The 26,654-nt window shown below is 72.6% G+C and carries 26 protein-coding genes and 2 pseudogenes; 5 read left to right on the forward strand and 23 right to left on the reverse strand.

The window, feature by feature from the left end:
- Nucleotides 1-17: 17 nt before the first annotated feature.
- The 10 genes and pseudogenes from ACYVOM_RS02075 to ACYVOM_RS02120 form a co-directional block, all read right to left on the reverse strand.
- Nucleotides 18-923, reverse strand: coding sequence for an ABC transporter substrate-binding protein (locus ACYVOM_RS02075; RefSeq protein WP_460301461.1), 906 nt, complete (start codon nucleotides 921-923; stop codon nucleotides 18-20).
- A complete protein-coding gene (locus ACYVOM_RS02080) occupies nucleotides 920-1,588 on the reverse strand; it encodes an ABC transporter permease (protein WP_460301462.1) in 669 nt (222 codons plus the stop codon). Before ACYVOM_RS02080 ends, ACYVOM_RS02075 begins: the two co-directional genes overlap by 4 nt.
- On the reverse strand, nucleotides 1,585-2,235 hold the full coding sequence (locus tag ACYVOM_RS02085; RefSeq protein WP_460301463.1) for an ABC transporter permease: 651 nt from the start codon (nucleotides 2,233-2,235) through the stop codon (nucleotides 1,585-1,587). The genes ACYVOM_RS02080 and ACYVOM_RS02085 overlap by 4 nt, the downstream gene beginning before the upstream one ends.
- 35 nt (nucleotides 2,236-2,270) lie before the next feature.
- Nucleotides 2,271-3,074 (reverse strand): annotated as a pseudogene (locus tag ACYVOM_RS02090) (ABC transporter ATP-binding protein); the annotation flags it as partial.
- Nucleotides 3,071-4,105: a LacI family DNA-binding transcriptional regulator gene (locus tag ACYVOM_RS02095; RefSeq protein WP_460301464.1), complete on the reverse strand. Its 1,035-nt coding sequence runs from the start codon at nucleotides 4,103-4,105 to the stop codon at nucleotides 3,071-3,073. The pseudogene ACYVOM_RS02090 and the gene ACYVOM_RS02095, both read right to left, overlap by 4 nt.
- A gap of 101 nt (nucleotides 4,106-4,206) precedes the next feature.
- On the reverse strand, nucleotides 4,207-5,175 hold the full coding sequence (gene egtD / locus ACYVOM_RS02100) for an L-histidine N(alpha)-methyltransferase (RefSeq protein WP_460301465.1): 969 nt from the start codon (nucleotides 5,173-5,175) through the stop codon (nucleotides 4,207-4,209).
- A 9-nt stretch (nucleotides 5,176-5,184) separates the two neighbouring features.
- Nucleotides 5,185-5,931 (reverse strand): ergothioneine biosynthesis protein EgtC, encoded by a 747-nt coding sequence (gene egtC / locus ACYVOM_RS02105; protein ID WP_460301466.1) that lies wholly within the window; start codon nucleotides 5,929-5,931, stop codon nucleotides 5,185-5,187.
- Entirely contained in the window at nucleotides 5,932-7,194 is a 1,263-nt protein-coding gene (gene egtB, locus ACYVOM_RS02110; RefSeq protein ID WP_460301467.1) for an ergothioneine biosynthesis protein EgtB, read from the reverse strand. It lies immediately after the preceding gene.
- Complete coding sequence (egtA, locus tag ACYVOM_RS02115; RefSeq protein WP_460301468.1) at nucleotides 7,182-8,312, reverse strand: ergothioneine biosynthesis glutamate--cysteine ligase EgtA; 1,131 nt, start codon at nucleotides 8,310-8,312, stop codon at nucleotides 7,182-7,184. The genes egtB and egtA overlap by 13 nt, the downstream gene beginning before the upstream one ends.
- A 202-nt stretch (nucleotides 8,313-8,514) precedes the next feature.
- Nucleotides 8,515-8,811: a 4a-hydroxytetrahydrobiopterin dehydratase gene (locus tag ACYVOM_RS02120; RefSeq protein WP_460301469.1), complete on the reverse strand. Its 297-nt coding sequence runs from the start codon at nucleotides 8,809-8,811 to the stop codon at nucleotides 8,515-8,517.
- Nucleotides 8,812-8,980: 169 nt separating this feature from the next.
- Here ACYVOM_RS02120 and ACYVOM_RS02125 point away from each other — a divergent pair, with 169 nt between their 5' ends.
- From ACYVOM_RS02125 to ACYVOM_RS02135, 3 genes are all read left to right on the forward strand, one after another.
- Entirely contained in the window at nucleotides 8,981-9,469 is a 489-nt protein-coding gene (locus ACYVOM_RS02125; RefSeq protein WP_460301470.1) for a hypothetical protein, read from the forward strand.
- 113 nt (nucleotides 9,470-9,582) lie between these two features.
- Nucleotides 9,583-10,479, forward strand: coding sequence for an ABC transporter ATP-binding protein (locus ACYVOM_RS02130; protein WP_460301471.1), 897 nt, complete (start codon nucleotides 9,583-9,585; stop codon nucleotides 10,477-10,479).
- Nucleotides 10,476-11,225, forward strand: coding sequence for a hypothetical protein (locus ACYVOM_RS02135; protein WP_460301472.1), 750 nt, complete (start codon nucleotides 10,476-10,478; stop codon nucleotides 11,223-11,225). Before ACYVOM_RS02130 ends, ACYVOM_RS02135 begins: the two co-directional genes overlap by 4 nt.
- A 3-nt stretch (nucleotides 11,226-11,228) precedes the next feature.
- Here the strand turns inward: ACYVOM_RS02135 and ACYVOM_RS02140 are convergent, their stop codons facing one another.
- The 9 genes and pseudogenes from ACYVOM_RS02140 to ACYVOM_RS02180 form a co-directional block, all read right to left on the reverse strand.
- Nucleotides 11,229-11,894, reverse strand: a complete 666-nt coding sequence (locus ACYVOM_RS02140) for a response regulator (RefSeq protein ID WP_460301473.1) — start codon at nucleotides 11,892-11,894, stop codon at nucleotides 11,229-11,231.
- Nucleotides 11,888-13,159, reverse strand: coding sequence for a sensor histidine kinase (locus tag ACYVOM_RS02145; protein WP_460301474.1), 1,272 nt, complete (start codon nucleotides 13,157-13,159; stop codon nucleotides 11,888-11,890). Before ACYVOM_RS02145 ends, ACYVOM_RS02140 begins: the two co-directional genes overlap by 7 nt.
- A 139-nt stretch (nucleotides 13,160-13,298) precedes the next feature.
- Nucleotides 13,299-14,309 carry an HAAS signaling domain-containing protein gene (locus tag ACYVOM_RS02150; protein ID WP_460301475.1) on the reverse strand — a complete coding sequence of 337 codons (1,011 nt, stop codon included), beginning with the start codon at nucleotides 14,307-14,309 and terminating at the stop codon, nucleotides 13,299-13,301.
- Nucleotides 14,306-14,626 carry a PadR family transcriptional regulator gene (locus tag ACYVOM_RS02155; RefSeq protein ID WP_460301476.1) on the reverse strand — a complete coding sequence of 107 codons (321 nt, stop codon included), beginning with the start codon at nucleotides 14,624-14,626 and terminating at the stop codon, nucleotides 14,306-14,308. Before ACYVOM_RS02155 ends, ACYVOM_RS02150 begins: the two co-directional genes overlap by 4 nt.
- 175 nt (nucleotides 14,627-14,801) lie before the next feature.
- Complete coding sequence (locus ACYVOM_RS02160; RefSeq protein ID WP_460301477.1) at nucleotides 14,802-15,989, reverse strand: lipid-transfer protein; 1,188 nt, start codon at nucleotides 15,987-15,989, stop codon at nucleotides 14,802-14,804.
- On the reverse strand, nucleotides 15,986-17,239 hold the full coding sequence (locus tag ACYVOM_RS02165) for an OB-fold domain-containing protein (protein WP_460301478.1): 1,254 nt from the start codon (nucleotides 17,237-17,239) through the stop codon (nucleotides 15,986-15,988). Before ACYVOM_RS02165 ends, ACYVOM_RS02160 begins: the two co-directional genes overlap by 4 nt.
- 10 nt (nucleotides 17,240-17,249) lie before the next feature.
- Nucleotides 17,250-18,404 carry an acyl-CoA dehydrogenase family protein gene (locus tag ACYVOM_RS02170; RefSeq protein ID WP_460302330.1) on the reverse strand — a complete coding sequence of 385 codons (1,155 nt, stop codon included), beginning with the start codon at nucleotides 18,402-18,404 and terminating at the stop codon, nucleotides 17,250-17,252.
- Nucleotides 18,405-18,479: 75 nt separating this feature from the next.
- Nucleotides 18,480-19,478 (reverse strand): annotated as a pseudogene (locus ACYVOM_RS02175) (acyl-CoA dehydrogenase family protein); the annotation flags it as partial.
- Nucleotides 19,478-21,049 (reverse strand): AMP-binding protein, encoded by a 1,572-nt coding sequence (locus ACYVOM_RS02180; protein ID WP_460301479.1) that lies wholly within the window; start codon nucleotides 21,047-21,049, stop codon nucleotides 19,478-19,480. The pseudogene ACYVOM_RS02175 and the gene ACYVOM_RS02180, both read right to left, overlap by 1 nt.
- A 157-nt stretch (nucleotides 21,050-21,206) precedes the next feature.
- Between ACYVOM_RS02180 and ACYVOM_RS02185 the strand changes: the two genes are divergently transcribed.
- Together ACYVOM_RS02185 and ACYVOM_RS02190 are read left to right on the forward strand one after the other, a co-directional pair.
- Complete coding sequence (locus tag ACYVOM_RS02185; RefSeq protein WP_460301480.1) at nucleotides 21,207-21,785, forward strand: TetR family transcriptional regulator; 579 nt, start codon at nucleotides 21,207-21,209, stop codon at nucleotides 21,783-21,785.
- Between the two features lie 98 nt (nucleotides 21,786-21,883).
- Nucleotides 21,884-22,180 (forward strand): DUF397 domain-containing protein, encoded by a 297-nt coding sequence (locus tag ACYVOM_RS02190; protein ID WP_460301481.1) that lies wholly within the window; start codon nucleotides 21,884-21,886, stop codon nucleotides 22,178-22,180.
- A 17-nt stretch (nucleotides 22,181-22,197) separates the two neighbouring features.
- Here ACYVOM_RS02190 and ACYVOM_RS02195 read toward each other — a convergent pair whose 3' ends face one another.
- From ACYVOM_RS02195 to ACYVOM_RS02210, 4 genes are all read right to left on the reverse strand, one after another.
- Nucleotides 22,198-23,127 (reverse strand): NAD-dependent epimerase/dehydratase family protein, encoded by a 930-nt coding sequence (locus ACYVOM_RS02195; RefSeq protein ID WP_460301482.1) that lies wholly within the window; start codon nucleotides 23,125-23,127, stop codon nucleotides 22,198-22,200.
- Nucleotides 23,127-24,635: a class I adenylate-forming enzyme family protein gene (locus tag ACYVOM_RS02200; RefSeq protein ID WP_460301483.1), complete on the reverse strand. Its 1,509-nt coding sequence runs from the start codon at nucleotides 24,633-24,635 to the stop codon at nucleotides 23,127-23,129. Before ACYVOM_RS02200 ends, ACYVOM_RS02195 begins: the two co-directional genes overlap by 1 nt.
- 68 nt (nucleotides 24,636-24,703) lie before the next feature.
- The gene (locus tag ACYVOM_RS02205; RefSeq protein ID WP_460301484.1) at nucleotides 24,704-25,897 is read right to left on the reverse strand and encodes a cytochrome P450; all 1,194 of its coding nucleotides are present in this window, start codon (nucleotides 25,895-25,897) and stop codon (nucleotides 24,704-24,706) included.
- On the reverse strand, nucleotides 25,894-26,646 hold the full coding sequence (locus ACYVOM_RS02210; RefSeq protein ID WP_460301485.1) for a glycosyltransferase family 2 protein: 753 nt from the start codon (nucleotides 26,644-26,646) through the stop codon (nucleotides 25,894-25,896). The genes ACYVOM_RS02205 and ACYVOM_RS02210 overlap by 4 nt, the downstream gene beginning before the upstream one ends.
- Nucleotides 26,647-26,654: the final 8 nt, after the last annotated feature.

Raw genomic sequence — 26,654 nt, forward strand, 5'->3', positions numbered from 1 at the left:
CGACCGGCTGCCTTGTCTCACAGGTTCGCCGACAGCCACTCCTCGGCCACCGCGGCCGCGTCCGTCTTGTCGGTGACGACCTTGTTCACCAGGTCCAGCAGGCCCTGGGTGGTGAGCTTGGCCGAGATCGCGTCGAGCGCCTGCTGGCCGGCGGCCGGGACATCGTCGCCGCGGACCAGCGGGGTGACGTTCTGCAGGCCGAAGACGCCCTTCGGGTCCTCCAGCACCACGAGCTTGTCGAGCACGACCGCCGGGGCGGTGGTGAAGACGTTGCCGACCTGGATGTCGCCGCTCTTCAGCCAGGTGGAGATGTTGCCGCCGCCGGAGCGGTCCGGCTTCCACTCCTTGAAGGTGATCCCGTAGACCTCGTTCAGCTTGTCCTTGAAGCGCTTCTCGAACGGCGCGGGCCCGCCGACGGTGAAGTCCTTGGCCACCGGGGCGAGGTCCTCGATGGTCTTCAGGTTGTTCTTCTCGGCAGTCTCGGCGGTGACGGTGAGGGAGTCGTTGTCCTGCGCGGGTGAGGAGGCGAGGATCTTCAGCCCGGCGGGCAGCTTCGCGGTGACCGCCGCGTTGGTCTCCTCGGTGGTGGCCGGCAGCGCCGCGTTCGCGTCGAGGTAGGCCAGCAGGGCGCCGTTGTACTCGGGCAGCACGTCGATGTCGCCGCTCTCCAGCAGCTTGTAGTAGACCTCGCGCTCGCCGATGCTCAGCTTCTTCTCGACCTTCACCCCGGCCTTCTCCAGCGCGCCGGAGTAGATCTCGGCGAGCAGCACGCTCTCGGGGAAGGCGGCGGAGCCGACGGTGACGGTCCCGCTCTCGGCCGGCGACGCCCCCGAGTCGAGGGGGTTGTCGCTGGAGCCGCCGCCGCAGCCGGCGGCGGCCATGGCGACCAGTGCGGCTCCGGCGATGATCCGCAGGGATCTCATGAGGTGGTGTCCTTTCGCAGTCCCCTGGGGGTGACCAGGCGGGTGAGGAGGGTGAACAGTCCTTGGACGGCGACCGCCAGCACCACGACCAGCACCGAGCCGCCGACGGCCTCGCCGTACTCGCGCAGCAGGATGCCGTCCATGATGTAGCCGCCGAGGCCGCCGAGATTGATGTAGGCGGCCACGGTGGCGGTGGCCACGACCTGCACGGCGGCGGTGCGCGCGCCGAGCAGGATGAGCGGGACGGCGATGGGCAGCTCGACCCGCAGCAGCACCTGCCGCCCGGTCATGCCCATGCCGCGCGCCGCGTCGCGCACCTGTGGCTCGACCTGCCGGATGCCCTCGCAAGAGTTGATGAGGATCGGCGGCACGGCCAGCACGACGAGCGGGATGAGCGCGGCGATCGAGCTTCCGGTGGTGAGCAGGAAGATGAGGACGAGCAGGCCGAGCGTCGGCAGCGCGCGGGCGCCGTTGGCGGTGTTGATCACCGCGAACGCCCAGCGCGGCCCGGCGTGTGCGATGAGCAGGCCGAGCGGGAGGCCGATGAGCAGCGCCACGGCCAGCACCAGCACGGTGTAGCCGACGTGCTCGGCGAGGCGCGTGAGGATGCCGTCCGGACCGTGCCACTGGGCGGGGTCGGTGAGCCACTCCCAGCCGGCGTTCATCGCGTGCTCCAGGGGGTGAGAGCGCGCTGGAGCAGCACGAGCGCGAGGTCGAACACCACGGCCAGCGTGATGATCAGGACGATCCCGGCCAGGACGGGCGTGGTGAACTGGAGGTCGAAGCCGTCCTTGAACAGCTTGCCGAGGCCGCCGATGCCGATGAGGGCGCCGACGCTGACGAGGCTGATGTTGGAGACCGTGGCGACCCGCACCCCGGCCATGATCACCGGGACGGCGATGGGCAGCTCGATCGCCAGGAGGCGGCGCAGCGGGGTGTAGCCCATGGCGATCGCGGCCTGCCGGGTGCTGTCGGGGACCTGGCGCAGGCCGTCGACGACGTTGGGGACCAGCACCGACAGGGTGTAGAGGGTGAGCGGGATGACGACCGTCCAGATCGTGAGGCCGGTGAAGTCCAGCAGCACGAGGAACAACGCGAGGGACGGCACCGCGTACAGGATGTTGGCGACGGTGAGCACGGGCGGGTAGAGCCAGCCCCAGCGGGCGCACAGCACGCCCAGCGGCACCGCGAGGAGCAGGCCGAGCAGCACCGGCAGCAGCGACAGCTTCAGGTGCTCCAGCGTGAGGTCGCCGAACTGGCCGAGATGGCTCGCGATCCAGTCCCACCGGACCAGGGGCTCGTTCTCATTCACAGGGACGCACCGGGCCCCTCCCCGTTCCCGGGGCCGACCGAGTCTTCGGGGCCGACCGGGCGGTCGGCCTCGGGGGTGGCGTCGAGCTCGGCGAAGAACCGCAGCTTGCGCAGGCCGCGCTCGCCGCCGAGGAACTCGGTGACGAACCCGGGCTCGGGCGCGGCGAGCAGCTCGCGCGGCGCGGCGAACTGGGCGACCCGGCCGCCCTTGGCGAAGACGGCGATGCGGTGGCCGAGCCGGACCGCCTCGTCGATGTCGTGGGTGACGAACACGATGGTCTTGTGCAGTTCGGCCTGCAGGCGCAGGAACTCCTCCTGGAGCCCGGCCCGGACCACCGGGTCGACCGCGCTGAACGGCTCGTCCATGAGCAGCACGGGCGGGTCGGCGGCCAGCGCCCTGGCCACGCCGACGCGCTGCTGCTGCCCGCCGGACAGCTGGTGCGGGTAGCGCGCGCCGAGCGCCTCGTCGAGGCCGACCCGCGGCAGCAGCTCCAGCGCCCGGTCGCGGGCCCGCTTCTTGTCCCAGCCGAGCAGCAGCGGGACCGTCGCGATGTTGTCGACGACCGTGCGGTGCGGGAAGAGGCCGCCCTGCTGGATCACGTAGCCGATGCCGCGCCGCAGCTCCGCGGGGGGGCGGGAGGTCACGTCGGCGCCGTCGATGGCGATGGTTCCCTCGGTCGGCTCGACCATCCGGTTGATCATGCGCAGCGTGGTGGTCTTGCCGCAGCCCGAGGGACCGACGAGCACGGTGATCTCGCCGGTCGGGAGGCTGAGGTCGAGGCCGTCGACCGCGACCGTGCCGTCGGCGTACCGCTTGGTGACGCCGGAGAAGGTGATCACTGGGACATCCGATCATTGTGCGGCGCGGCGCCTGCGGGCGGGGCCGTGGAGGCGCGCGGGACCAGGGCGGGCTCGCGGACGACGCGGCGGCCCGGCGGCCCGCCGTCGATGCCCGCGAGGACGAGGCCGACGGCGTCGGCGGCGACCTCGGCGAGCCGCCAGTCGACCGTGGTGAGCGGCGGGGTGAGCAGATCCGAGAGGGCGTGCCCGTCGTACCCGCACACCGAGACGTCGGCGGGGACGCGCAGGCCGAGCGTCCGGGCCGCGTCGTAGACGCCGTAGGCGATCGAGTCGGAGAAGCAGAAGACCGCCGTCGGGGGCGGGGCCTCGGTGAGCAGCTCCCGCGCGGCCTCCGCCGCCTCGGCGCGGCCCGCGCCGCTGATCGCCACCCGCGCGGTGAGGCCGAGCCGGGCGGCCTCGGCGTGGACGTGCAGGTCGGCCGGCCGGTCCGGGGTGCCGGCCAGGGTCGTGGTGAGCACGCCGACGCGGCGGTGGCCGAGGCCGTGCAGGTGCTCCAGCGCGAGCGTCACCCCGCGGCGGTTGTCGAAGACGACCTCGCCGTGTGGGTTCCCGGCGAGGGCGTCGCCGATCGGGACCAACGGGACGGTCTCGGCGAGTTCCGCCCACAGTGCGGCGGCGGGATCGAGGGCCTGCACGATGAGGCCGTCGACCCGCTGCTCGCGCAGCCGCAGCGCCAGGGCGGCCTCCCGGGCCGGATCGCCCGCGGCGTCCAGGATGATGGCGTACCGGCCGCCGGCGAGGAGCTCGCGGCCCACGCGGACCGCAAGATCCTGCTGCCAGTAGTCCTCCAGCGAGCCGCACAGCACCCCGACGGTGCCGGTGCGCCCGCTGGCCAGCGCCCGCGCGATCGGATCGGCCCGGTAGCCGAGTTCGGCCGCGGCCCGCCGCACCCGCCGCTGGGTCTCGGCCGAGGTGTGGATCCCGCGCAGCGCGTAAGAGACCGCGGCCGGCGACAGGCCCGTGGCCCGCGCCAGCTCGCGGATCGTGACACGGCCCCGCGGACTCGGCATGGGACCAGCCTAGATCGGCTCTGTGACAGTTCTTTAGCAGCGTGTTTCGCGGGGTCTTCGTCACACCTCCGTTTCGCCGCCCGTGGAGTGGATCCGGACGCTCATCCGGCGGCGGGAACGGCGAGGGTGAGACTGAAGTCACCGTCGGGATCGGTCCAGAGGGCCCGGATGCCGAACCCGGCCGCGGTCAGTTCCTCCTTCAGCCCCTCGGGGCGGAACTTGGCCGAGATCTCGGTGCGCATCTCCTCGCCCGCGGCGAACTCGACGGTCAGGTCGAGGGCCGCGATCCGCACGGTCTGCGCCGACCGCGCCCGAAGGCGCATCTCGATCCACTCGTCCTCGGCGTTCCACACCGCGACGTGCGCGAACTCCTCGGGCCGGAAGTCCCCGCCGAGCCTGTCGTTGATGACGGCGAGAACGTTGCGGTTGAAGGCCGCGGTGACGCCCTCGGCGTCGTCGTAGGCGCGCACCAGCCTTGCCGGGTCCTTCACCAGGTCGGCTCCGAGCAGGAACGCGCCGTCCTTCCCGACGAGGGAGCGCACCGCGGCCAGGAAGCCGCGGCGCTCGGCCGGGACCATGTTGCCGATCGTGCCGCCGAGGAAGACGACGAGTTCGGCAGGCCCGCCGGGCACCTCCGCGAGGTGCTCCTCCAGATCGGCCACCACCGGCCGGACCGCGAGGCCCGGGTAGTCGGCGGCGATCTTCGAGGCCGCGTCGGCGAGGAACTCCCCGCTGACGTCCACCGGCACATAGGTGTCGAGGGGAAGGGCGTCCAGCAGGAGCCGGGTCTTCTCCCCCGAGCCCGCGCCCAGCTCCACAAGGGTGCGGGCGCCGGTGAGGGTCGCTATCTCCGGAGCGCGCTCGACGAGGATCGCGCGCTCCCTTCGGGTCGGGTAGTACTCCTCCAGACGGGTGATCCGATCGAACAGGGCGCTTCCCCTGTCGTCGTAGAACCACTTGGGCGGGAGCGTCTTGGGCGTCGCGGTGAGGCCGGCGCGTACGTCGGCCCGCAGTGCGGCGTCCAAGGCTCCCGGGGCAAGCAGGATCTCGGGCTTGGGGTGGGCGTCCATGTCACTCCTTCAGCGCAGCGGATGGATGGCCAGTCGGACGGTGTCGCCGTGCCGGTGCGCGGCGACGAGCGAGCGGTCGGGCACCCGCTGCCAGGCGGGATTGCCGTCGTAGGGCTCCGAGGCGATGACCGCCGCCTGGTCGGTCGCGCGCACGAACAGGGAGGCGCCCCAGGCCGTCGCGGCCAGGGAGGCGCCGTCGGAGGCGAGCAGGTTGTAGTCGCCGGGCGCGATCGCGGCGACCGTCCGGACGGTCTCGGCCAGCCCCTCGGCGAGCGCCCGGCCGCCCCGCCAGAACCTGACGGCCCGCGCGAACAGCAGCGCCGAGTCGAGCGGGGCGCGCGCCTCGGGCACCAGCGAGAGGTCGCCGGCCAGCTCGCGCAGCTTGGCCTCGACCGCGCTGAACCCCTCGACGCGCCCGTTGTGGCTGAACAGCCAGCGCCCGCAGCGCATCGGCTGCGCGCCCGACTCCTCGACCGGGAACCCGGGGGTGGCGCTGCGCACGGCGGCGAGCGCGACCGAGGCCGTCAGGATCTCGCTGAGCTCGGCGAACCCGGTGTCGGTCCAGATGGGCTGGGCGCGGCGGTAGCGCAGGGTCCGCTCGCCCGCGTACCAGCCGACGCCGAACCCGTCGGCGTTCAGCTTGTTGCGCGCGCACAGCTTGGGCTCCCACGACTGCCGCTCCAGGGAGTGCGGCGGGCCGTAGACGAGCGAGTGCAGGCTGCGGGGCGGGCCCAGGTAGGCCAGGTGCCTGCACAACTAGACACTCCTCGCGCAGCGGAAGCCGGCGAAGATCTGGCGGCGGATCGGGAGGTCCCAGTTGCGGAACGTGCCGCGGGCGGCGACCGGGTCGGTCGCCCAGGACCCTCCGCGCAGCACCTTGTAGTCAGGGCCGAAGAACACCTGCGAGTACTCCTTGTACGGCTTGACCTGGAACCCCGGGTAGCCGTGGAAGTCCGTGGCCGTCCACTCCCAGACGTCGCCGAGGAGCTGCCGGACCCCCGTCGGCGAGGCCCCATTGGAGAAAGATCCCGTTTTGGCGGGCTGCAACCACTTCTGACCGAGATTGGCCCTCTCCGGGGAGTAGATGTCACCCCAGGGATATCTGCGGGAGCGCTGGGCCGCCTCGTCCCAGCGCGCCGCCTTCTCCCACTCCGCTTCCGTGGGCAGCCTGCGCCCCGCCCAGCGCGCGTAGGCGTCGGCCTCGTACCAGCTGACGTGCTGGACGGGCCGGTCCGGCGGCACGGGCTCCACGTCGCCGAACCTCCGGCGGAGCCAGACCCCTTCGCGGAACCAGAAGGCCGGGGCCTTGGCGTCCTTGTCCTTCCGCCACGCCCAGCCCCGCGGATCCCACCACTCCGGCCGGTCGTAGCCGCCGTCCTCGATGAAGGCCATGTAGTCGGCGTTGCTCACCGGGACCGTGTCGATGAAGAACGGCGGGACGTCCACGACGTGGGCGGGACGCTCGTTGTCGTAGGTCTCGGGGTCGTCGGTGCCCATCGTGAACGGGCCGCCGGGGATGAAGGTCTCGGGGGCGAAAGGGACGATCGGCGAGGGGTCGCCGGCCGGGGGCTCCGCGAGGCCGGCCGGTTCCTTCCGGAGCTGGTGGGTCGCGAGCATCGTCTCGTCGTGCTGGTGCTCGTGCTGGATGACCATCTCGTACAGGTAGAGGCGGTCCTCCCGGAGGTCCTTCAGGGAGTCCAGGACCATGTCCCGGACCGTCCCGATGTAGGAGCGGGCCTCCTCTGGCGGCAGCAACGGCAGCGAAGGGCGGCTCGCGCGGGGGTGCTCGAAGGCGTCGTACAGACCATCGATCTCCGGTCGGAGCGGCTCCACGCCCGCCGCCGCGCGCAGCAGCCACAGCTCCTCGTAGTTGCCGACGTGGGCCAGGTCCCACACCAGCGGCGACATCAGCGGCGACACCTGCGTCGTCAGATCCCGGTCCTCAAGGGCGGTCAGCAGGTGGCTGCGCTCCCGCGCGGCGACGAGTTCCGCCGCGATCCGCTCCTTCACCGCGTCCATGCGTGCTCCCTCTTCAGAACGTCGTCCGCCGGGCACAGCCCCCGGATCACGTACCTTTCGGCGTACTCCTCCACGAGATGCTTGAGCGGCCCGTCCAGCCGTGCCGCCGCGGCCTCGAAGCAGGCGACCGCGGCGCGGGCCAGGACCGGGTCGCGCACCCCGTCGCGCGCCGCGCGCGCCCACAGGCCCGCGGCCGGGGCCGCCGCCTGCTCGGCGGCGTCGGGCGCACGGTCCAGCAGGGCCGCGACGAGCGCGACGGGCACCCGCCAGTACGGCTCGGGCAGCTCGTCGATCATCCGCAGCTCCAGCCAGCCCTGCGGCCGGACCGGCGGGAACAGGGTCGTCAGGTGGTAGCGCAGGTCGTCGGCGGTGGGCGAGCCCTCGTGGATCCACTGCCGGAACGTGAGGCCGGGGTCGCCCAGCCAGCCGTCCTCCCTCCGGATCAGCATGACCCGGGCGTCGAGGGCGTATTCGGCCCAGGCCGTCTCGGGGACGGCGCCGACGGGCGCGGAGGTCCGGCAGCGGTCCAGCCCCGCCCAGACCGCCTGGCGGGTCGAGGCGTAGCCGGTGCGGCGCCCGCCCAGCAGCGGCGAGTTGGCGAACGCGGCGACCAGCACCGGGCCGAGCAGGTGGGCCAGGCGCCAGCGGCGCGCGGCCTCGGCGGCGTCGCCGCCGATGTCGAGGCAGACCTGCACCGAGGCGGTCGAGCACATCATCGTGATGTCCCCGAAGTAGTCGCTCATCGCCCGGTAGCGCGCGTCGTGCACCTGAAGACGGGACGGGCGGTCGGGATCGACGCCCATGCCGACGAGCTCCAGCCCCGGCAGCCTGCGGCGGGTCTCGGCGAGGTCGGCGGCCAGCGCCGCGCAGGCGGCCTCCGGGCCGTCCATCGGCGCCGAGCTCAGCTCCAGCTGACCGCCCGGCTCGAACGTGACCTTGCTCCCGGCGGGCAGCGGCGCGGCCATGGCCTGGCGCAGGCGCTCCACCGGGACGGGCGCGAGGGGCCTGGCCCTCTCGCGGACGAACCATTCGGTCTCGGCTCCGACCGTCCCCGGCGGGCCCTTCTTGAAGCACACTCCATGGACGTACTCATAGACGTCCTCCACGGTCACCGGCACTGCGCCTCCCCATGGGCGTAGGGTCAGTAGCCCTTCCCAGGTGAACCGGATCAGTTGCCACGGACACCCTAGAAAATTCGGTGAAGTCCCGAGATAACTCCCCCACCAGGGCGAATGCCGACATCTTTGGACTATCCCCTTATCGAAGGACGGCTAGTACCAAACGACGGCAAACCCCAGATGATCACCTGCCTCGTCCGGCTCAGGCGCTGCTCTCGCGGGCCGCCCTGTCGATCCGCTCGGCGAGATCGAAGTCCTTGGCTGTGAGCGTCGAACCCGCATCGTGGGTGGTGAGCGTGAACGTCACGTTCCGCCACCGGATGTCGATGTCCGGGTGGTGGTTCATGTCCTCGGCCTCGCGGGCCACCTCGTCCACGATGGCTATCCCGGCCAGGAAGCTCGGCGCCTCCACCGTCCGGGTGATCACGTTGCCGCTGCGCTTCCACCGCGGCACGTCCACCAGTCGCACCAGGATCTCGTCCTCCGACAACCGCGCCATGACGACCCCCTCGCTTCGATGCCGTTCCTCGGGGCCCAGCGAGCACGACGCGGCCCCGGCACCTTCCACCCTAACCGCCCGGCCGCGACCCATCGGTGCACATTTGTTTACAGAGAGTGACGACAGTGGGATAACCCAGTCATCGTCCGCAACTCACCCTGGGAGCCCTTTGCAGACCCGCTGGCTGATCCCGCCCGCGCTCGTCGTCCTCACGGCGGCGTTCTTCGCCGGGCGCCACTGGGCCGAGGGGCCTTATCCCGAAGGCGTCGTGTTCCACGGCACCACGAGGCCCGACCGTGTGGCCCTCGCCGACTTCGTCACCGCCCTGCGCGCAGGCGACGCGGCCCGCCTCAAGTCCCTCGACAGCACCTCGCCCGAAGCCACGGGGCAGGACATAGACGCCGCGGCCACCTACCTCGTCACCGAGTACTCCCGCATTCCCGGGCCCGTCACGGTCACCGTCACGCACCCGTCCCCCACGTCCGCCGCCATGACGGCCTGCCTTCACTTCCCCCCGGACCGCAGCCTCCAGTTCGCCGGGACCACCGCCCGCTTCCCCGGCACCTCCTCCCTCTACTTCGCCGACGCCCACCACTTCGCAGACGAGGCGGAACCCTCCGGCAGCCCCACCTGCGCCGCCCTTTCAGCGCCCCAGTAGTCCCGCTCACCTACGCACCCCTGACGAAAGTGGGGGGCGGCTCCTCTCCTTCGCCCCAAGATCAGGGCCCGCCTCCGTCCGTAGCTTCGGAGCATGCGAGAAGGAGGCGGAACTTGATCACTCTGACGGACCTGACCAAGCGCTACGGCGACGTGACCGCCGTGGACGGGCTCAGCGCCCGGATCGAACCCGGGCTCGTCACCGGATTCCTCGGCCCGAACGGCGCAGGCAAGAGCACCACCATGCGGATGGTCCTCGGGCTCGACTCCCCCACGCGCGGAAGCGCGCTGGTGAACGGGCGGCCTTACCGGGAACTGAAGTGGCCGCTGCGGGAGGTCGGCGCACTGTTGGACGCCCGCGCGGTGCATCCGGGACGCAGCGGGCGCAACCATCTGCTCGCCTTGGCCCGGTCGGGCGGCTTGCCCGCCTCCCGGGTGGACGAGGTGCTGGAGACCGTCGGGCTCGCCAAGGCCGCGCGCCGCCGTGCGGGCACGTACTCGCTCGGCATGAGCCAGCGGCTCGGCATCGCCGCCGCGCTGCTCGGCGACCCTGCGGTGCTGCTGTTCGACGAGCCGGTGAACGGCCTCGACCCCGACGGGGTGCGCTGGGTGCGGACCCTCATGCGGTCGCTGGCCGCCGAGGGCAGGACCGTGCTCCTGTCCAGCCACCTCATGAGCGAGATGCAGCTGACCGCGGACCGCCTCGTCGTCATCGGCCGCGGAAGGCTGCTCGCGGACACCACCGTCGCCGACCTCGTCGCGGACGGCGCGGGCGTGCGGGTCGCGTCGCCGGACGCCGCGGGCCTCGCCGCGCTGGCCGCCCGGCTGCCCGGAGCCCGCGAGACGGGCCCCGGAACGCTGCGCGTCACCGGCACGGCGCCCGAGCGGATCGGCGACCTCGCGCACGAACTCGGCCTGCGCCTGCACGGCCTGGCCGTCGAGGAGGCGTCACTGGAGCAGCGGTACATGGAGCTCACCGGCGAGTCGGTGGAATACGGGGTGCGGGCATGAGCGGGGAACTGCGCGCGGCGGCGGCCGCGGAGTGGACGAGGCTGACGACGGTCCGCTCCACCTGGTGGACGCTTGCGGCGGCGGCCGTCGTCATGGCGGCGAGTTGCGCCCAGATGGGGATCATCCACGCGAACGAGAACACCGACGACCTCGCGGACAACGACTCGGGCGTGCACGCCGTGGGCGCCGTCGCCATCGACTCCTTCACGATGGGGCAGTTCGTACTCTTCGCCCTGGTCGTCCTGTCGGTCAGCGCCGAGTACGCGGGCGGGGGGATCCGCTGGACGTTCCAGGCCGTGCCGGTGCGGGGGCGGGTCTTCCTGGCCAAGGCCCTGGTGCTGGCGCCGGTGATGTTCGTCGCCGGTAGCGTCCTGTGCCTTCTCGGGGCCCTGGCCGCGCTCCCCTTGCTGGGCGAGTGGGGAACTCTGGACGGCCTGGTCGGCGATGCCCTCGTCATGGGCGTCTACTCGGCCTTCATGGGGGTCCTCACCCTCGCGATCGTGTTCGTCCTGCGCAGCGCGGCCGGAGCCTTGTCGGCGCTGTTCGTCCTGCTGATCCTGGTTCCCATCTTCGCGATGGAGGCCGAGTGGCCCGCGGCGGAGGCCCTTCCCAGCCTCGCCGGGAGCGTGTTCATGTCGGGCGTCTCCGACCCCTACCCTCCGGCGGCCGGTCTCGCGATCGTCATCGCCTGGACGGTCGCGGCGTCCCTCGGCGCCGTCCAGGTCCTGCGCAGGCGGGACGTCTGACCGTCAGATGAGCCCCGCCTCATGCGCCTGGATCGCCGCCTGCACCCGGTTGGCGGCGGCCAGGCGCACGAGGATGGAGCTGACATGGGCCTTCACGGTGCCTTCGACGAGGTGAAGGCGGCGGCCTATCTCGGCGTTGGACAGCCCTTGGGCCACGAGCGCGAGAACGTCGCGTTCCCTGGGCGTCAGGCGGGCGACCGCGTCCCTGGCCCTGGCCGCGCGGGCGAAGCGCTCGCCGCCGAGGCCGTCGACGAGGCGGCGGGCTACGGACGGGGCAAGGCAGACCCCGCCGAAGGCCGCGGCCCGGATCCCGGCGAGGAGGTCGCGCGGGTCGCCGGTCTTGAGCAGGAAGCCGTCGGCGCCTTCGGCCAGGGCGCGGGTGATGTAGGCGTCCTCGGAGAAGGTCGTGAGGATCACCACGGCCGTCTCCGGGGCCGTCCTGCGGAGTTCGGCCGCCGCCTCAAGGCCGTCCATGCGGGGCATCCGGATGTCGAGCAGCACGACGTCCGGCCGGTGCGCGAGCACCCCGGCGACGGCCTCGTGCCCGTCCCCGGCCTCGGCCACCACCTCAAGGCCCGGATCGGCGGCGAGGACGGCCCGCACCCCGGCCCGCAGCAGCGGCTCGTCGTCGGCCAGCAGCACCCGCACCCGCGCGCCTTCGGTCACCATGGGCAGCCTTTCGTGTGAACGTGGTAGGCGAGCATCGCGACCCCGAGCGCCCCGACGAGGAGCGCCGGGACCGCCACGGCCGCCGCGAGGCCCCGGCGGGCCGCGCGCCGCCGTGACGTCCGGGCCGCCGCGGACTCACCCTCCTCCGCGGGCTCGGGCTCCATCGCGGGCGGCGGGACGTGCGGCAGCCGCGCGCGGACCGCGAAGCCCTCACCGTCCGGCCCCGCCGCCAGTTCACCGCCGCTCAGCCTGACCCGCTCGCGCAGCCCCGTCAGGCCGTGGCCGCCCCCTGACGCGCCGGGCAGGGCCCCCGCGGGCGGCCGCTCGTTCACGACCTCCACGGCGGTCTCCGCGCCCGTCCGGACCAGGCCGACGCGCACGGCCGCGCCCGGCGCGTGCCGCGCCGCGTTGGTCAGCGCCTCCTGCACGATGCGGTGCGCGGCCCGGTCGGCCAGGGCGGGCGCGGCAGGCCCGGACTCGGTGAGCACGACGGCCATCCCGGAGCCCGCTGCGCGCTCCACCAGATCGGCGACGGTCTCGCCCGCGGGACGCGTGGCCGCCTCGCCCGGCCGGAGGATGCCGAGGATCTCCTGGAGCCGCTCGGTCGCCGCGGCGGTGCCCTCGCGCAGGTCGCCGGCCGCGGCCCGGTGCCGCTCCGGCAGGTCGGCGGCCAGTTCCAGGGCCGCCGCGCGCAGGGCGAGCAGGCTCAGTTCGTGGCCGAGGGAGTCGTGCAGGTCCGCGGCGATCCTGCCCCGCTCGCGCAGCCGCTCGCGCTCCCCCACGAGGCGCTGCTCGTGCTCCAGGCGGCGCGCCCGCTCCCACCCCGCTTCTTCGAGATCGGCGCGCAGCCGCCAGTACCTGCCGAGCAGCCAGGGCAGGACGCCGGCCACGACGAACCACCACGTCAGCACGAACCAGGTCTGCGCGGGCACCCCGTACGCGAGGTTGAGCGCCGCACCCGCGACGAACACCCCGCACAGCGTCCAGACGACGGGCAGGACCCGCTCCATCCGCCGCCCCGCAAGGAGGCTCATCACCGGAATCCCGAACACGAAGTTCCCGTGCACGGCCGTCAGCGCGAGCACCGCGCCCAGTGCCGCCGCCGGGAGCCGCCGCGCCACGGCCACCACCCCGGCCAGCCCCACGAGCCCGAACACCTGCGGCAGGTCGGACTCGCCGACACCGCCGGGGCCCGCCAGCGCGGCGCAGACCGGCGCGGCGAGCACCAGGAACAACCCGGCGTCCTCCCACGTCTCCCTCCGCATGCGCCCGAACCTACCTCTGCCGGGACAGAGGCGCCCCGAACGGGCCCGCCCAGTCCCGCGATCCGCGATGATCGGCTCGTCCACGCTCACCGGGTCGTCGCGCTCAGCACGCCGTCCACGGTCACCGGGTCGGTCGCGGTCATTCGGTGGGCGCGGCGCTCGGCGTCGCGGTGGGGCTCTCGGACGGCGAAGGCCGCGCCTCAGGGGAGGCGCTCCCGGTCGGGACCGGTTCGGGCTCGAAGGGCTCCGCCGGGACCGTCGCCGTGGGGGCCACCGCGGGGAAGGTCGGAGCGCTGTCGTAAGGGTCGAACCCCTGGGCCTCCCCAGGGCAGCTGGGGACCATCGCGCTGACCATCCCGTTCACCGCGCAGATCTCCTTGGGGTAGAGGTTGCCCATCAGGGGGTCCCCTCCCCGTTCGATGTAGCCCCAGCCCTCCGGCGCCGTCAAGATCGGCTCGCCCCACTGGTCGTACAGGAGGACGTCCTTGACCGGTTTGCCGTCTTTGGTGAAGACGTAGATGTTGGCGACGTCCCCCAGCGGTCCCGCGGAGATCGCGACCGCCTCGGCGTGGTCGTCCTCCGCCGTCGCGGCGAAGGCCATCCCGCCGAGGAGGCCGAGGCCGGTGAGGGCCGCGACCGCGAGCACCGCGGCCGTCCGGCGCGGCGCGCCGCGGCGCGCCCTGCTGCCGAGCCACACCGAGCCGCACACCGCCAGCAGCATCACGAGGAGGGCGAAGGGGTCGTTCGGGATGTACGCGCGGCCCTCGCCGAGGATCGCGTTGAGGAGGAACCCGGTGAAGTAGCCGCGGGCGACCCACCAGATCGGGCGCAGGTCTCCCAGGACGACACGCAGGGTCGAGCCGGGCGGGAGCACCGAGTCCTTGACCCGCCGGCGGCGGACGTCGACGGTGGACAGCAGCTCACGGGCCCCCCGCCGCGTCTTGACGGGAGCGGCGTCGGTGTAAGCGGCGCGCAGTTCGGCCGCGTAGGACTGAGGCGTGCCCAGGCGGCCTTCCAGGGGGCCGTCGTGTTCGGCGGCGACCTCGGCGAGGTGCTCTTCCAGGTCCTCCAGGAGCTCCTCCCGGTCGGCCTGGGGGATGTCGGCGAGGGCCGCGCGGACGGCGGCCGCGTACTCGGTGACGGTGCTCATCTCTGCTCCAGGAGGGTGTCCATGGTCCGGGCGAATCCGCTCCACGTCGCCCGGGAGTCCTTCAGGGTCGTGCGGCCCGTGTCGTTCAGGCCGTAGTACTTGCGGTGCGGCCCTTCCTCGGAGGGCACCACGTAGGACGTCAGGGCACCCGCCTTGAACAAGCGCCGGAGCGTGCCGTACACCGAGGCGTCTCCGACGTCGTCCAGGCCGGCCTCCCTCAGCCGCCGGACGACCTCGTAGCCATAGCTGTCGCGCTCGTCGAGCACCGCGAGCACCGCCACGTCCAGCACCCCCTTCAGCAACTGCGTCGTGTCCATGCGCCTCCTCTTTCGCACTACGCACTATTACGTATTCCGAAATAGTGCGCAAGAGAGAAGCCCGCACCCCGGTAGGGATGCGGGCCCTTACTCATTGAGCCCGGTGGCAGGCTCTTGGAGAGCCCGGCTTCGCCGGGGAGCCTGCCACCGGGCCCTTACTCATTGGGCCCGGGCCTCAGCCCGCGCTGAGGACCAGTCCGCTCGTGGGGACGCCGGTTCCTGCGGTGACCAGGACGTTCGCGACGTCGGCGACCTGGTTGGCCGCCGTGCCGCGGATCTGCCGGACCGCTTCGGTGATGCCGTTCATTCCGTGGATGTAGGCCTCGCCGAGCTGGCCGCCGTGCGGGTTCACCGGGAGGCGGCCGTCGATCTCGATGCCGCCGCCGGCCAGGAAGTCGCGGGCCTCGCCGCGGGGGCAGAAGCCCAGTTCCTCCAACTGGTAGAGGACGAACGGGGTGAAGTGGTCGTACAGGATGGCGGTCTGGACGTCGGCCGGGGTCAGGCCCGAGTCGCGCCAGAGCTTCTCGCCGACGACGCCCATCGCGGGCAGCTCGGTGAGGTCGTCGGCGCCGTAGTAGCCGAACATCATGTACTGGTCCTTGGCCGCGCCCTGCGCCGCCGCGGCGATCACCGCGGGACGGTTCGGGAGGTCCCGGGCGCGCTCCGCCGACACCACGAGGATCGCGACGCCGCCGTCGGACTCCTGGCAGCAGTCCAGGAGGTGGAGCGGGTCCACGATCCAGCGGGAGTCCTGGTGCTCCTCCAGCGTGATCGGCCGCTCGTAGAACCAGGCGGCCGGGTTGGTGGCCGCGTGGCGGCGCATCGCGACGGCGACGCGACCGAAGTCCTCGCTCGTCGCGCCGTACTTGTGCAGGTACCGGCGCGCGCACATGGCCACCCAGGCGGCGGGCGTGGACAGCCCGTAAGGCAGGTGCCAGGAGAACTCCAGCCCTTGCGAGGTCGCTCCGCGCGTGGAGTTGGTGGCCTGTCCGAAGCGGTGCCCTGAGCGCTCGTTGAACGCGCGGTAGCAGACCACCGCGTCGGCCTGCCCGGTGGCGACCGCCATGGCCGCGTGCGCCACGGTGCCGCAGGCCGCGCCGCCGCCGTACTCGACCCGCGAGAAGAACCGCAGCTCCCCGATCCCGGTCTCCCGAGCGACGGCGATCTCGGTGTTCACGTCCGCCGAGAACGTCACCAGCCCGTCCACGTCGGCCGGGGTGAGGCCCGCGTCGCGGATCGCCGCGAGAACGGCCTCGGAGGCGAGCTGGAGCTCCGAGCGCCCCGACTCCTTGGAGAACTCGGTCGAGCCGATCCCCGCAATGGCCGCCTTGCCGGAGAGCGTCCGGCCGTTCGATCCGCTCATCGCAGCGTCACCGTCGCGTTCACGTGGTCGCCGAGCGAGACGGTTCCCCGGACGGTCACGGTGTCTCCTTCTCTGGTGCCGGTGAGGACCAGCGCGTCGCCCGCGTAGGCGGGGGCGCCGAGCCTGACCTTCATGCCGGCCAGGACCGCGCCGGGGTTGTTCTCCAGGACGTAGCGCTGGACGAGGGCCATCGTGGTGAGGATGTTGAGGAAGATGTCCTTGGAGCCTTGCGCGCGCGCGAGCGCCACGTCGTGGTGGACGGGAGTGAAGTCCCGCGTCGCGATGGCCGTGGAGATGATGAAGGTGGGCGTCAGGGCGACCTCCAGGGACGGCCAGTCCGAGACGCGCTCGGGAACCGGCTTCGGAGCCGGTGCCGGACGGCCTTCGGGACGCCACTGCGGCAGCGTCACCTCGTCGTCGACCTTCTCGAAGGACAGCTCGACGGGCATCCCGACGGACACCTCCGACGGCTCCGCCCCGAGGACGTTCCCGATGATCCGGGGCCCTTCCTCCAGCTCCACAAGGGCGACCACGTAAGGCGGGGTCCTCCCGGGCACCGGAGGGTGGTGGTGCACGACGTAGCTGTAGACGGTGCCCCGCCCGGACACCACCACGTGGTCGCGCTTCGTGGAGTTGCACGCCGGGCACATCGGCCCCGGCGGGTGCCGCAGCTCTCCGCACTCCCCGCACTTCTGGATGCGCAGCTCGCCTTCGCGCGCGCCCTCCCAGAAGAACTCCGTGTCCTGCCCCACGGCCGGCGCGGAGGGCTTGCCCTTCGGCCTTCGCTTGACGGGCTGGAACTTCAGCACCCTGAACAGCATCTCGGCGACGCGTTCCTCGCCGACGTACCAGGACTGGTACCAGGTGACGAAGTAGCCGAGCCCCATGGCGGTCTGCTTGGGCCCGGCCAGGGCGCCGAACCGCGCGGTGGAGCGCAGCCGCTCCCCCAGCCGGACGGGCCGGTCGTAGGTGTGCTCGCAGTTGACGGCGACGACGCCGGTGTAGCCGCCCGCGTTGAGCGCCTGGAGCACGTCGTCGGCCGCCGAGGGCTCCTTGCGGGTGACCAGGCCGGGCATCGACCACACCTGCGCCATCGCGGGCGGGGCCTCCTCGCCCCAGTCGCGGGTGTCGCCCATGGCCTGCCGCCAGTTGCGGATCATCGCCTCGTTGACGGCGTCCTGCGGCGGCGGAGCGGGCCGCTCGCCTTGCGCGATGAGTCTTTCGGCGAGCGCGGTGAGTTCCTCGTGCACGTCGGTCCTCCTACCGGGGCGCGCGGGGCAGGCCGAGGCCGAGCATCGCGATGAGCTCGCGCTGGATCTCGTTGACGCCGCCGCCGAAGGTGAGCACGACGGCTCCCTTGACGGAGTGGTCGACCAGGTCCATGAAGTGCGCGGTGCCCGGGTCGCCGGGGTCGCCGAACCGGGCGAGGGTCTCGCCGATGATCCGGCCGGTGTCCTGCATCCGCTCCGAGCCGTAGATCTTGGTGGCCGAGGCGTCGGCGGCGCCGAGCCAGCCGAGGGCGGCGTTGGCGGCGACCTGCCAGTTCAGGAACTCGTTGACCCGCAGGAAGCCGTACACCTGCGCCAGGGCGCGCCGCACGGCCGGCTCCTCGATCGTGCCCGTGCGCCGGGCCCACGCCGCGAACCTGTCGTAGTGGTGGCCGATGTTGCCGGCCGGGCCGAGGGTGACGCGCTCGTGGTTGAGCTGGTTGACGATGAGGTTCCAGCCCCGGTTCACCTCGCCGATGACGTCCTTCACCGGGACGTGGATGTCCTGGTAGTAGGACGCGTTGGTGTGGTGGCGGCCGTCCATGGTGACGATGGGCGTCCAGGAGTAGCCGGGGTCCTTGCAGTCCACGATGAGCATCGTGATGCCCTTGTGCTTGGCGCCCTCCGCCGACGTCCTGGCGGCCAGCCAGATGTAGTCGGAGTAGTGGCCGCCCGAGGTGAAGATCTTCTGCCCGTTGACGATGAAGTGGTCGCCGTCCAGCACCGCGGTCGTGCGCAGGGAAGCCAGGTCGGTGCCTGCGCCGGGCTCGGAGTACCCGATGGCGAAGTGGCACTCTCCGGCGAGGATCTTGGGCAGGAAGAACGCCTTCTGCTCGTCGGTGCCGTACTCGATGATCGTCGGCGCGACGGAGTTGAGCGTGATGATCGGGTAGGGCACCTCGGCGCGGGCGATCTCGTTGGCGAAGATCTGCTGCTCCATCGGGCCGTAGCCGCGGCCGCCGTACTCGACGGGGAACGCGACGCCGAGCATCCCGTCGCGTCCGAGCTTGCGGCAGTGCTCGATGTAGGCCCCGCCGAAGGGGTCGCCGGCGATGGCCTTGCGCTCCTCGTCGGTGAGGCACGAGGTGAAGTAGGCGCGCAGCTCGTCGCGCAGGGCCCGCTGCTCGTCGGTCAGCTCGACGAGCAGGCCCTCGCCCTGCGGGGTCGGGCCGGGCTTCTCCGCGGGGTGCCGGAGGTGCGCGCCGAGTGCGTCGAGGGCCGCCTCGGCGCCGCCCAGGAAGTGCGCCCGGTGCTTGCCCTCGGCGAAGTAGCGGTGCAGCGGGTAGGTGACGTCGAGGCCGATGCCGCCGTGCAGGTGCTGGCAGGTGTACAGGGCCTTGGCCACGGGGTCGGCGGCGTTGGCCGCCGCGATGGCGAGCACCTCGTCGACGTCGGGGCGGCCGTGCGCGAGCCGCCAGGCCGCGGCCCACACGGCGACGTCGAGGGCGGTCCGGGCGATGTAGACGTCGCCGACCTGCATGGTGACGGCCTGGAACTCGGCGAGCTTGCGGTCGAACTGCTCGCGGGTCTTGACATACTCGGTCGTCAGCTTCAGGGCGCCGTCGATGACGCCGGAGACCAGGGCGACCGCGCCGAGCGAGGCGTACCGGCGCAGGGCGGTGCCCGCTCCGGAGCCGACCTTCTCGCCGGGGGCGCCGTTCAGCTCGACGCGGGAGAGCGGCTCGGAGGTGGCCGAAGGCTGCGCGGTGAGGACGGCGTCCGAGGTGTTGACGAGGTACGCGTCGTCCCCGACGGGGACAAGGATCCGCTCGGCCTGCGCCGCGTAAGGCACGTAGACGGCTACGCCCGTCAGACGTCCGTCGTCGCCAAGGGTGATCTCTCCGCGCGTGCGAGGTGCGAAGGTGAGGAGCTTCGCGCCTTCGGCGACCGGGGCGAGCGCGGCCACCTGGGCGTCGTCGCCGTGCGCGGCGACGACCGCGCCCGCGGTGAGGACGGCGAGCGCGGGGACGGGGGCGACCGCCCTGCCGATCTCGCGCAGGATCACGGTGTACTCCACCGCGCCCAGGCCCGCGCCGCCCACCGCCTCGGGCAGCACCGCGCCGACCAGGCCGGTCTGCACGAGGGAGGCCCACAGCGCGGCGTCGTAGGGCTCGCCCGAACGCTCGAAGGACTCCAGCCGTTCGGGGGTCGCCTCCTTGGCCAGCAGGTCGGTCGCTAGCGACCTCAGTTCCTTCTGGTCGTCGTCGAGGTCGAAGTTCATCAGCGCCCTTCCAGGAGATGAATGCGGCCGGTCCGCGCGAACTCCGCGCGCAGGTCCGTCACGTCGTCGGGGGTGAGCGGCCGGTAGGCGGTGCCGCGGCCGGACCGGTACCAGACCGGGTCTGCGGTCAGCCACGCCTCGGCGGCGAGCGAACGCTTGAGGATCTTGTTGGAGGCGGTGAGCGGAAGCTCCCGGCAGACCCGGACGAACCGGGGCACCCATTTGGGGTTGAGCCGACCGGCCAGCACGGCGAAGGCCGCGGGGTCGAACTCTCCGGTCACGGCGAGCATCACCTGGTCGCCGGACGCGGTGTCGGGGACGCCATAGACGGCGAAGGGGGAAGGCAGCTCGCCGAGGGCGCGTTCCACTTCGGCGGCGCCGAAGTTCTCCCCGTCCACGCGCAGCCTGTCGAGGGAGCGTCCGACGAAGAAGACGTAGCCGTTCTCGTCGGCGTAGGCGTGGTCTCCGCTCCAGAACATGCCTTGGCGGGTCTGCTCGGGGGCGTCGTCCCGGTAGTAGCCGTCGAAGAGGCCCATGCCGGTGGCCACGAGTTCGCCGGTGACGCCGGGTGGGCACGGCTCGCCCGTCACGGCGTCGAGGATGACGACCCCTTCGCCGAGTTTCCCGAGGGAGTTGGGCGGTCCGAAGGGGTCGGGGCTGAAGGTGATCGCCGTCTCGGTGGAGCCGTACGCGTCGATGACGTGGCAGCCGTACCGTTCGGCGAAGGCCGCCTGCTCGGCGGGGGCCGCCTCGTTGCCGAAGGCGAACCGCAGAGGGTTGTCGACCTTCTCGGGGGTCGCCATGAGGGCGTAAGACAGGGCCTTGCCTACGTAATGCATGTAGGTGACGCCGTGCTCGCGCAGGTCCGGCAGCAGCCCGGAGGCCGAGAAGCGCCGCCGCAGCACGAGGTGGGCTCCGGCGGCCAGGGCCGGCGCGAAGGCTGCCATGATCGCGCCGCTGTGGAAGAGCGGCATCGGGCTGTAGACCACGTCGGCGGCGTTCACGAGGCGTCCGGCGAGGTTCTCCCCGGGGACCACCACCTTGCGGTGGGTGATGCGGACGGCGCGCGGATCCCCGGACGTCCCGGAGGTGAAGATCAGCATGAGCAGCGTGCCCGGGTCCGCGGGGACGTCCGGAGCGGGCCGCCCGAGGTGGGGCGCGAGCGCGGCGGCGTAGGAGGCGTCCTCGTGGTCGACGACCTCCAGTCCGGCCTCCTTTCCGAGTGTCCGCGCGGCCTCCAGATGCCGGGGCTCGGTGAGAATCAGGTCACAGTCCGACCGCTCGGCGTCGACCGCGAGGCGGTCGGGCGGGCGGGTCGTGTTGAGCGCGACGAGCACGGTTCCCGACAGCGCGGCGCCGCCCAACAGGAACAGCATCTCGGGCACGTTGTCGAGCAGCACGCCGAGATGGAGGGGCCGCGCCGGATCGGCCGCGCGGAGCCCGCGCAGCCAGTGCGCGCGGACCGCGCACTCTCCGGCCAGCTCACGCCACGTCCAGGTGCGTCCTTCGAACGTGAGGCCGGGCGCGTCCTCGGCGCTCCGGGCGGCGAGCAAGGCGGTGACGGTGTTCAAAAGACCCCCTTCGTCCACCAGATCACGACGAAACTAGAACAGATTCTAGTTTCTGTCCATAGCGCAGATCGGGCCGCATAAACGTAGGTAGAGCGGGCCGGAGCCGGGCATCTCGGGGGATAACAGGTTCTCGCGAGTGCCCCTAGAATGAGCGGCTGTGACTACCGATCCGGCTCCGGCGCCCACTCGGGCGCGCAGCCAGCACCTGCGCCGCAAGCGCATCGTGCAGGCCGCCGCCGCGCTCGCCTCGCGCGGCGGGGTCGAGGCGATGCAGATGCGCACGGTCGCCGAGCGCGCGGGGGTCGCCCTCGGCACGCTCTACCGCTACTTCCCGTCCAAGATGGACCTCGTGGTGGCCGTCGTCAGCGAGGAGATGGACCTCCTCGAAGGCAGCATGGAGCGCCGCCCGCCGGGCTCGTCCACGCCCGCCTCGCGCGCGGTCGAGCTGCTCATGCGCGCCACCCGCGGCCTCATGCGCGAGCCGGAACTGGCCGACGCGCTCATCCGCTCCCTGCTGCTGTCGGACGTCAAGACCAACTTCGGCTCCCGGATGACGGGGATGCTGCTGCGCGTCGCGTCCGAGGGCGAGGCCACCGAGGAGCAGCGCACGCTCGTCGGCGCGCTGAACAGCGTGTGGGTGATGGAGATGATCGAGATCCTGCGGGGCCACGCCACCCCGGAGGAGACGCACGGCCGCCTAGACGTGGCCGCCGAAAGGCTCCTGGCCGGCTTCTGAGCAGGCTTCTGAGCCGCCGCCCGGCGGCCCGGGACGGATCGCGCGCAGTAGCCGGAATCAGCCTCCCCCGGCCCCTGCCCGGCGACTACGCTGAGGGCATGACCGAGTACCGCAAAGAGTTGTACGGCGACGAAGAAGACGGCGTCATCATCGAGTTCATCCCGTCCGAGGACGTCCCGGACGAGATGCGCAAGGACAACAAGATCTTCCTGCCGGGCACCCAGGCCATCGTGATGAGCAACGCGGCGGAGCCCGACGGCCCCCGCCTGTACTTCACCGAAGGCGAGTGGGAGGCCTTCGTGCTCGGCGTCAAGGACGGCGAGTTCGACGACCTGCTGGAGGACCTGCCCGAGGACGCCGAAGGCGAGCCCGCCGACGGCGCCGCGACCTCCTGATCCGCCGGCCCCGCCCGCTACCAGGAGTAGGCGCCCGCGAAGGACGTCGGCTGCGGCTGGAAGCCCAGGCGGGTCCGCGCCGCGGTGATGTCCAGGGTCCGCTCCACCGCGAGGTGCCCGAGCGCGTACCTGGTGAGCCGCGGCGCCTTCCTGGCCCCCGCCAGCAGGTGCAGCCCCTCGGAGACCGCGGCGAGGCGCAGCGCCGGTCCCGCGGGCAGGTAGACGCGCTCGGCCTCGATGCCCCGCTCGGCGAGGATGAGGGCGAGGGCGTCGTCGAGGACGACGGGCTCGGCGTCCGTCACGTTGAACACCCCTGTCGCGTCCCGCTCGCAGGCCAGGACGCAGGCCTGCACGAGGTTGCCCACGCTCGTCAGGCTGATCCGCTGCCTTCCGCTGCCCACCGCGACCAGCCACGGACCGCGTACCGAGGCCTCCACGCGCGGCAGAAGGGTGGTGTCGCCGGGTCCGTAGACGGCGTGCGGGCGGAGGATGACGCTCTCCACGCCCGATTTCAGCACCGCCCTCTCGGCGGCGGCCTTGGACGCCCCGTAGCCGTTCATGTAGCGGCGGACGGGGGCCTGGTGCTCGGCCGCCATGACGGTCGGCAGATAGGGGTCGTAGACGCTCGCCGTGCTCACGTGGACGAAGCGCGCGCCGGGGAAGCTGCCGAGGGCGTGCCGGGTGCCGTCGAGGTTGACGGCGAAGAACTCCTTCACCGGCCCCCAGTCGGTGACGCTGCCCCCGCAGTGCACGACGGCGTCGACGGCGGGCGCCGATTCGAGCGGCCCCCGGGTGAGGTCCCAGGACCGGTAGCGGGCGCCGGCCACGTGCTCGGGCCGCACCGCGGCCCGGCGGCCGTAGGCCTGGACCCTGGCGCCCCGGGCGACGAGCGCGCGGCACACGGCGCCGCCTACGAATCCGGACGCGCCGGTCACAGCAACCCTCATCAACTCTCCCCTGGCGAAACCATTCCTCTCAGAACATTCCGGTCGAGTTTGCGGCCCCGTCCCCCGTAGGGCAACTCCTCCACCCTCACGATCCGGTCGGGCCACGCCCCCGCGTCCAGAACGCCCTTCAGACGCACCGCGAGCTCATCCGGCTCCACGTCTCCGGTGACGACGAGGACGACCTCCTCATCGCCCGTCTCGGCGTCGGCGCACCCGACGAAGGCCGCCTCGCGGACGCCGTCGAGGGCCATCACGGCGGGCTCGTAAAGCCCTGGATAAAGATTGAACTTCCCCCGGATCACCATGTCCTTCTTCCTTCCCATCAGAACCAGCCTTTCCCCCTCTGACCTGGCCAGATCACCCGTCGCGAGTTCCGTGTGGTCCTCCTCGCCCAGGTAGCCCTTGCAGAGGTTCGGTCCGGAGAGCAGCAGTTCGCCGTCGGGCGCGATGCGCGCCGTCACCCCCGGGAGCGGCTCGCCGAGAAGGTCACCGCCCTTGGCCGCCTCGGCGTGCGCGAGCTTCTCGGCCGCGGAGGCGATCGCCACAGGGACGATCTCGGTCATCGCGTACACCGAGAGGATCTCGGCGTGCGGCGCGGCGGCCGCGGCGCGGCGCAGGATCCCGGCGGGCGCGGGCGCCGCGCCGAGCAGCACGTGCCGCAGCGTGTCCGGCAGCGGCCCGGGGGCCGCGTCGAGCACCTCGGCGAGGTGGACCGGCACGCAGAAGGTGTGCGTGGCCCCGCGCTCGGCGAGCTGGGCGCGGAACCGCTCCGGCGGGCAGCCGAGCGGCGGCATCGACCAGCAGGCGCCGGCGACCAGCGTGGGCAGGCCCAGCATGAGCTGGTCGGTGTGCACGGTGTCGCCGGCGGCCAGCGGCACCCGCGCGCGGAACAGGTCGAGGCCGGAGGCCAGGGACGCCTCGGTGTGCACGACGGCGCGCGGCGCGGACGTCGTCCCGGAAGTGAAGATCACCACGGCCGGGTCGCCCGGAGCGGCCTGCCTGACCGGGGCCTCGGACGGGCGCGAGCGGGCCCAGGCGTCCAGGGACGCCGCCCCGCGCGGCACCCCCGGCAGCCACCGGCCGCTGTAGACGTGCCTCAGGGACAGTCCGGCCAGGCGCGGCAGCAGGAGGCCCCTGCGGCGCGCGTAGGCCCGCACGGGGCCGATCCGGCTCGCGGCGTACAGCAGGGACTCGGCGGCCGACCAGCGCGGCGCGGCGAGCCGCAGCCGGGCCTCGAACATCTCCGGGCCCGCCCCCGGGTCGGCGAAGACGACGACGCCGCCCGCGGCCACCACCCCGAGCGCCAGGACGAGCGACTCCGGCGACGGGCGTACCGAGAACAGGACCCCGTCGCCCTCCGCGAGCCCTTCCCTGACGAACCCGTCGCGGACGGCGAGGACACGCCGCCGGAGGTCGCCGTAGGTCAGTGCCGTGCCGTCCCCGGCGATGAGGGCCGTCCGGGAAGGGTGCTCCTCGGCCCGTTCCAGCACCTGCCTGACAAGGCTCAACTCTCACCCCTCGGTAAAGCGCCCGTCCCGGGCGTCATCTTGTTCTCTCCCGATCCCGCCGGAAGCGTTCACGGGGCGCCTGCGCGGCGCACCTTGAGCGAGGCGTACGTCGGGATGAGGACGCCTCGCGCGGCGCGCCGGGAGACGATCTCCAGAGGCGCGTGGTCGAGCAGGGCCCGCATGACGGCCCTGATCTCCGCGTGTGCGAGCGGGTAGCCGAGGCAGAAGTGGGGGCCGGCCCCGAACCAGAGCCTGCGCAGGGCGGCCTTGGCAGGGTCGCCGTCCAAGGCGAAGGGGCCGAGGGCGCGGCAGCACGTGTGGGTGGCGATGAGGACCCGGTCGCCCGGTCTCACCCGGACCGCTCCGGCCGTCCCGGTCCGGCCCAGCACGGCTGCCGCGTGCACGCTGCGCAGCATGACCGGGGTCGGCGTGGTGACCCGCATGGCCTCGTCGATCGCCGGGTCGAGCAGCGCCGGGTCGGCGGCGACGCGGCCGAGCTCGCCGTGGTCGTGCAGCAGCGCGACGAGGCGCGGGACCAGCGTGGCGACGGTCTCGGTGCCGGTGAGGAAGAACGCGCCGGCCGCGCCGCGCGCCTCGCCCTCCGACAGGCCGAGGGCCCGCATCCGGCCCATGACGGTCGTCTCGTCCCCGTTCCGGAAGGCGCGGGCGGCGACGTCGCCGATGGGGTCGAGCACCTCGCGCGCGACCGCGATCCGGGCGGGCGACAGGGTGCGGGTGCCGAGGCTCACCATCGACACGATCCGCTCGCCCGCCTCGAACATCTCGCGGCAGGCGTGCTCGTCGATGTCGGGCAGCCCGATCACCTCGCAGATGACGCCTCCGGCCATCACCCGCATGACGTCCACGAGGTCCACCTCCTCGCCCTTGTCCAGGCGTGAAGACAGGTCCCGCAGGGGTGCTTCGAGTACGCGGGCGCAGAGCGCGGACGTGGACGACGGCGTGAACAGCTCGGCCAGCTTGCGGCGAAGGGCCCGGTGCGCCTCGCCCTCCATGTTCAGCAGGACCGACGGCCCGAGGATCGGCGTCCACAGGTCGCCGGGCGAGCCCGGCCCGTCCTTGCGGAAGGTCTCCCCGTCCAGCAGGACGTCGCGGGCCGTGGCGGCGTCGTTGACCACGACCCCGAGGCCGGGCACCCGCACGACGTCTCCGAGCCGGGCCAGCGCGCGCAGGAGCGGGTAGGCGAAGGGGTGGGCGCTCATGTAGAGCCGCCGCTCCCAGTCCTTCGCCCTCGCCGGGCTCATCTGATGTCCACGTTCGGCCGACCGTCCGCGGTGGTGGGCTGGTAGCGGTGGTCGGCGTACCAGGCGAGGGTTCCGGCGAGGCCGTAGGCGCGCAGCCGCCTTACGGAGCCGTAGACGGTCATGTCCTTGCGCAGCCCGTACGCGCGGGTGATCTTCCGGACGCGGTTGACCAGCGCCCTGTCCTCGTGGACGTCCTCGATCCTGGTGCGGGGGAAGCCGCCGGCCTTCTCGTACAGGGCCGCGGTGATGGCCATGTTGCAGCCCGGCATCATCAGGTAAGGGCCGAGGTACTCCGGGTCGCGGTTGCCGGGCCGGAACCTGCCGAACGTCGCGGCGATCGAGACGACGGCGGGCAGCAGCCTGCGCTCCCACAGGCGGAGCCGGAACTCGTCGGTGCGGGGCCGCAGCGGGCCGCTGGCCATCTCCAGGCCCGCGGCGAACGCGGCCCGCACCGCGGCGATCCAGGCGTCGTCGGGCAGGCAGTCGGCGTCGGTGCGGGCGATGTGGGTCGCGCCGCCGAGGATCGCGTGGCGGAACCCGGTGTCGGCGGCCGAGCCCGTGCCCTTCTCGGGTTCGGCGACGAGCCGGACGCCGGGGAAGCCCCGGACGACCTCGGCGGTCCCGTCGGTGCTGCCGTTGTCGACGACCAGGACGGTGAAGTCCCGGTCGGTCTGCTGGGCGAGCCGGGCGAGGGTCGCGCCGATGGACCGCGCCTCGTTGTAGGCGGGGATGACGACCCAGAGGTTCACGCGCGCCC

It is taken from the genome of Actinocorallia aurea (assembly GCF_054783995.1).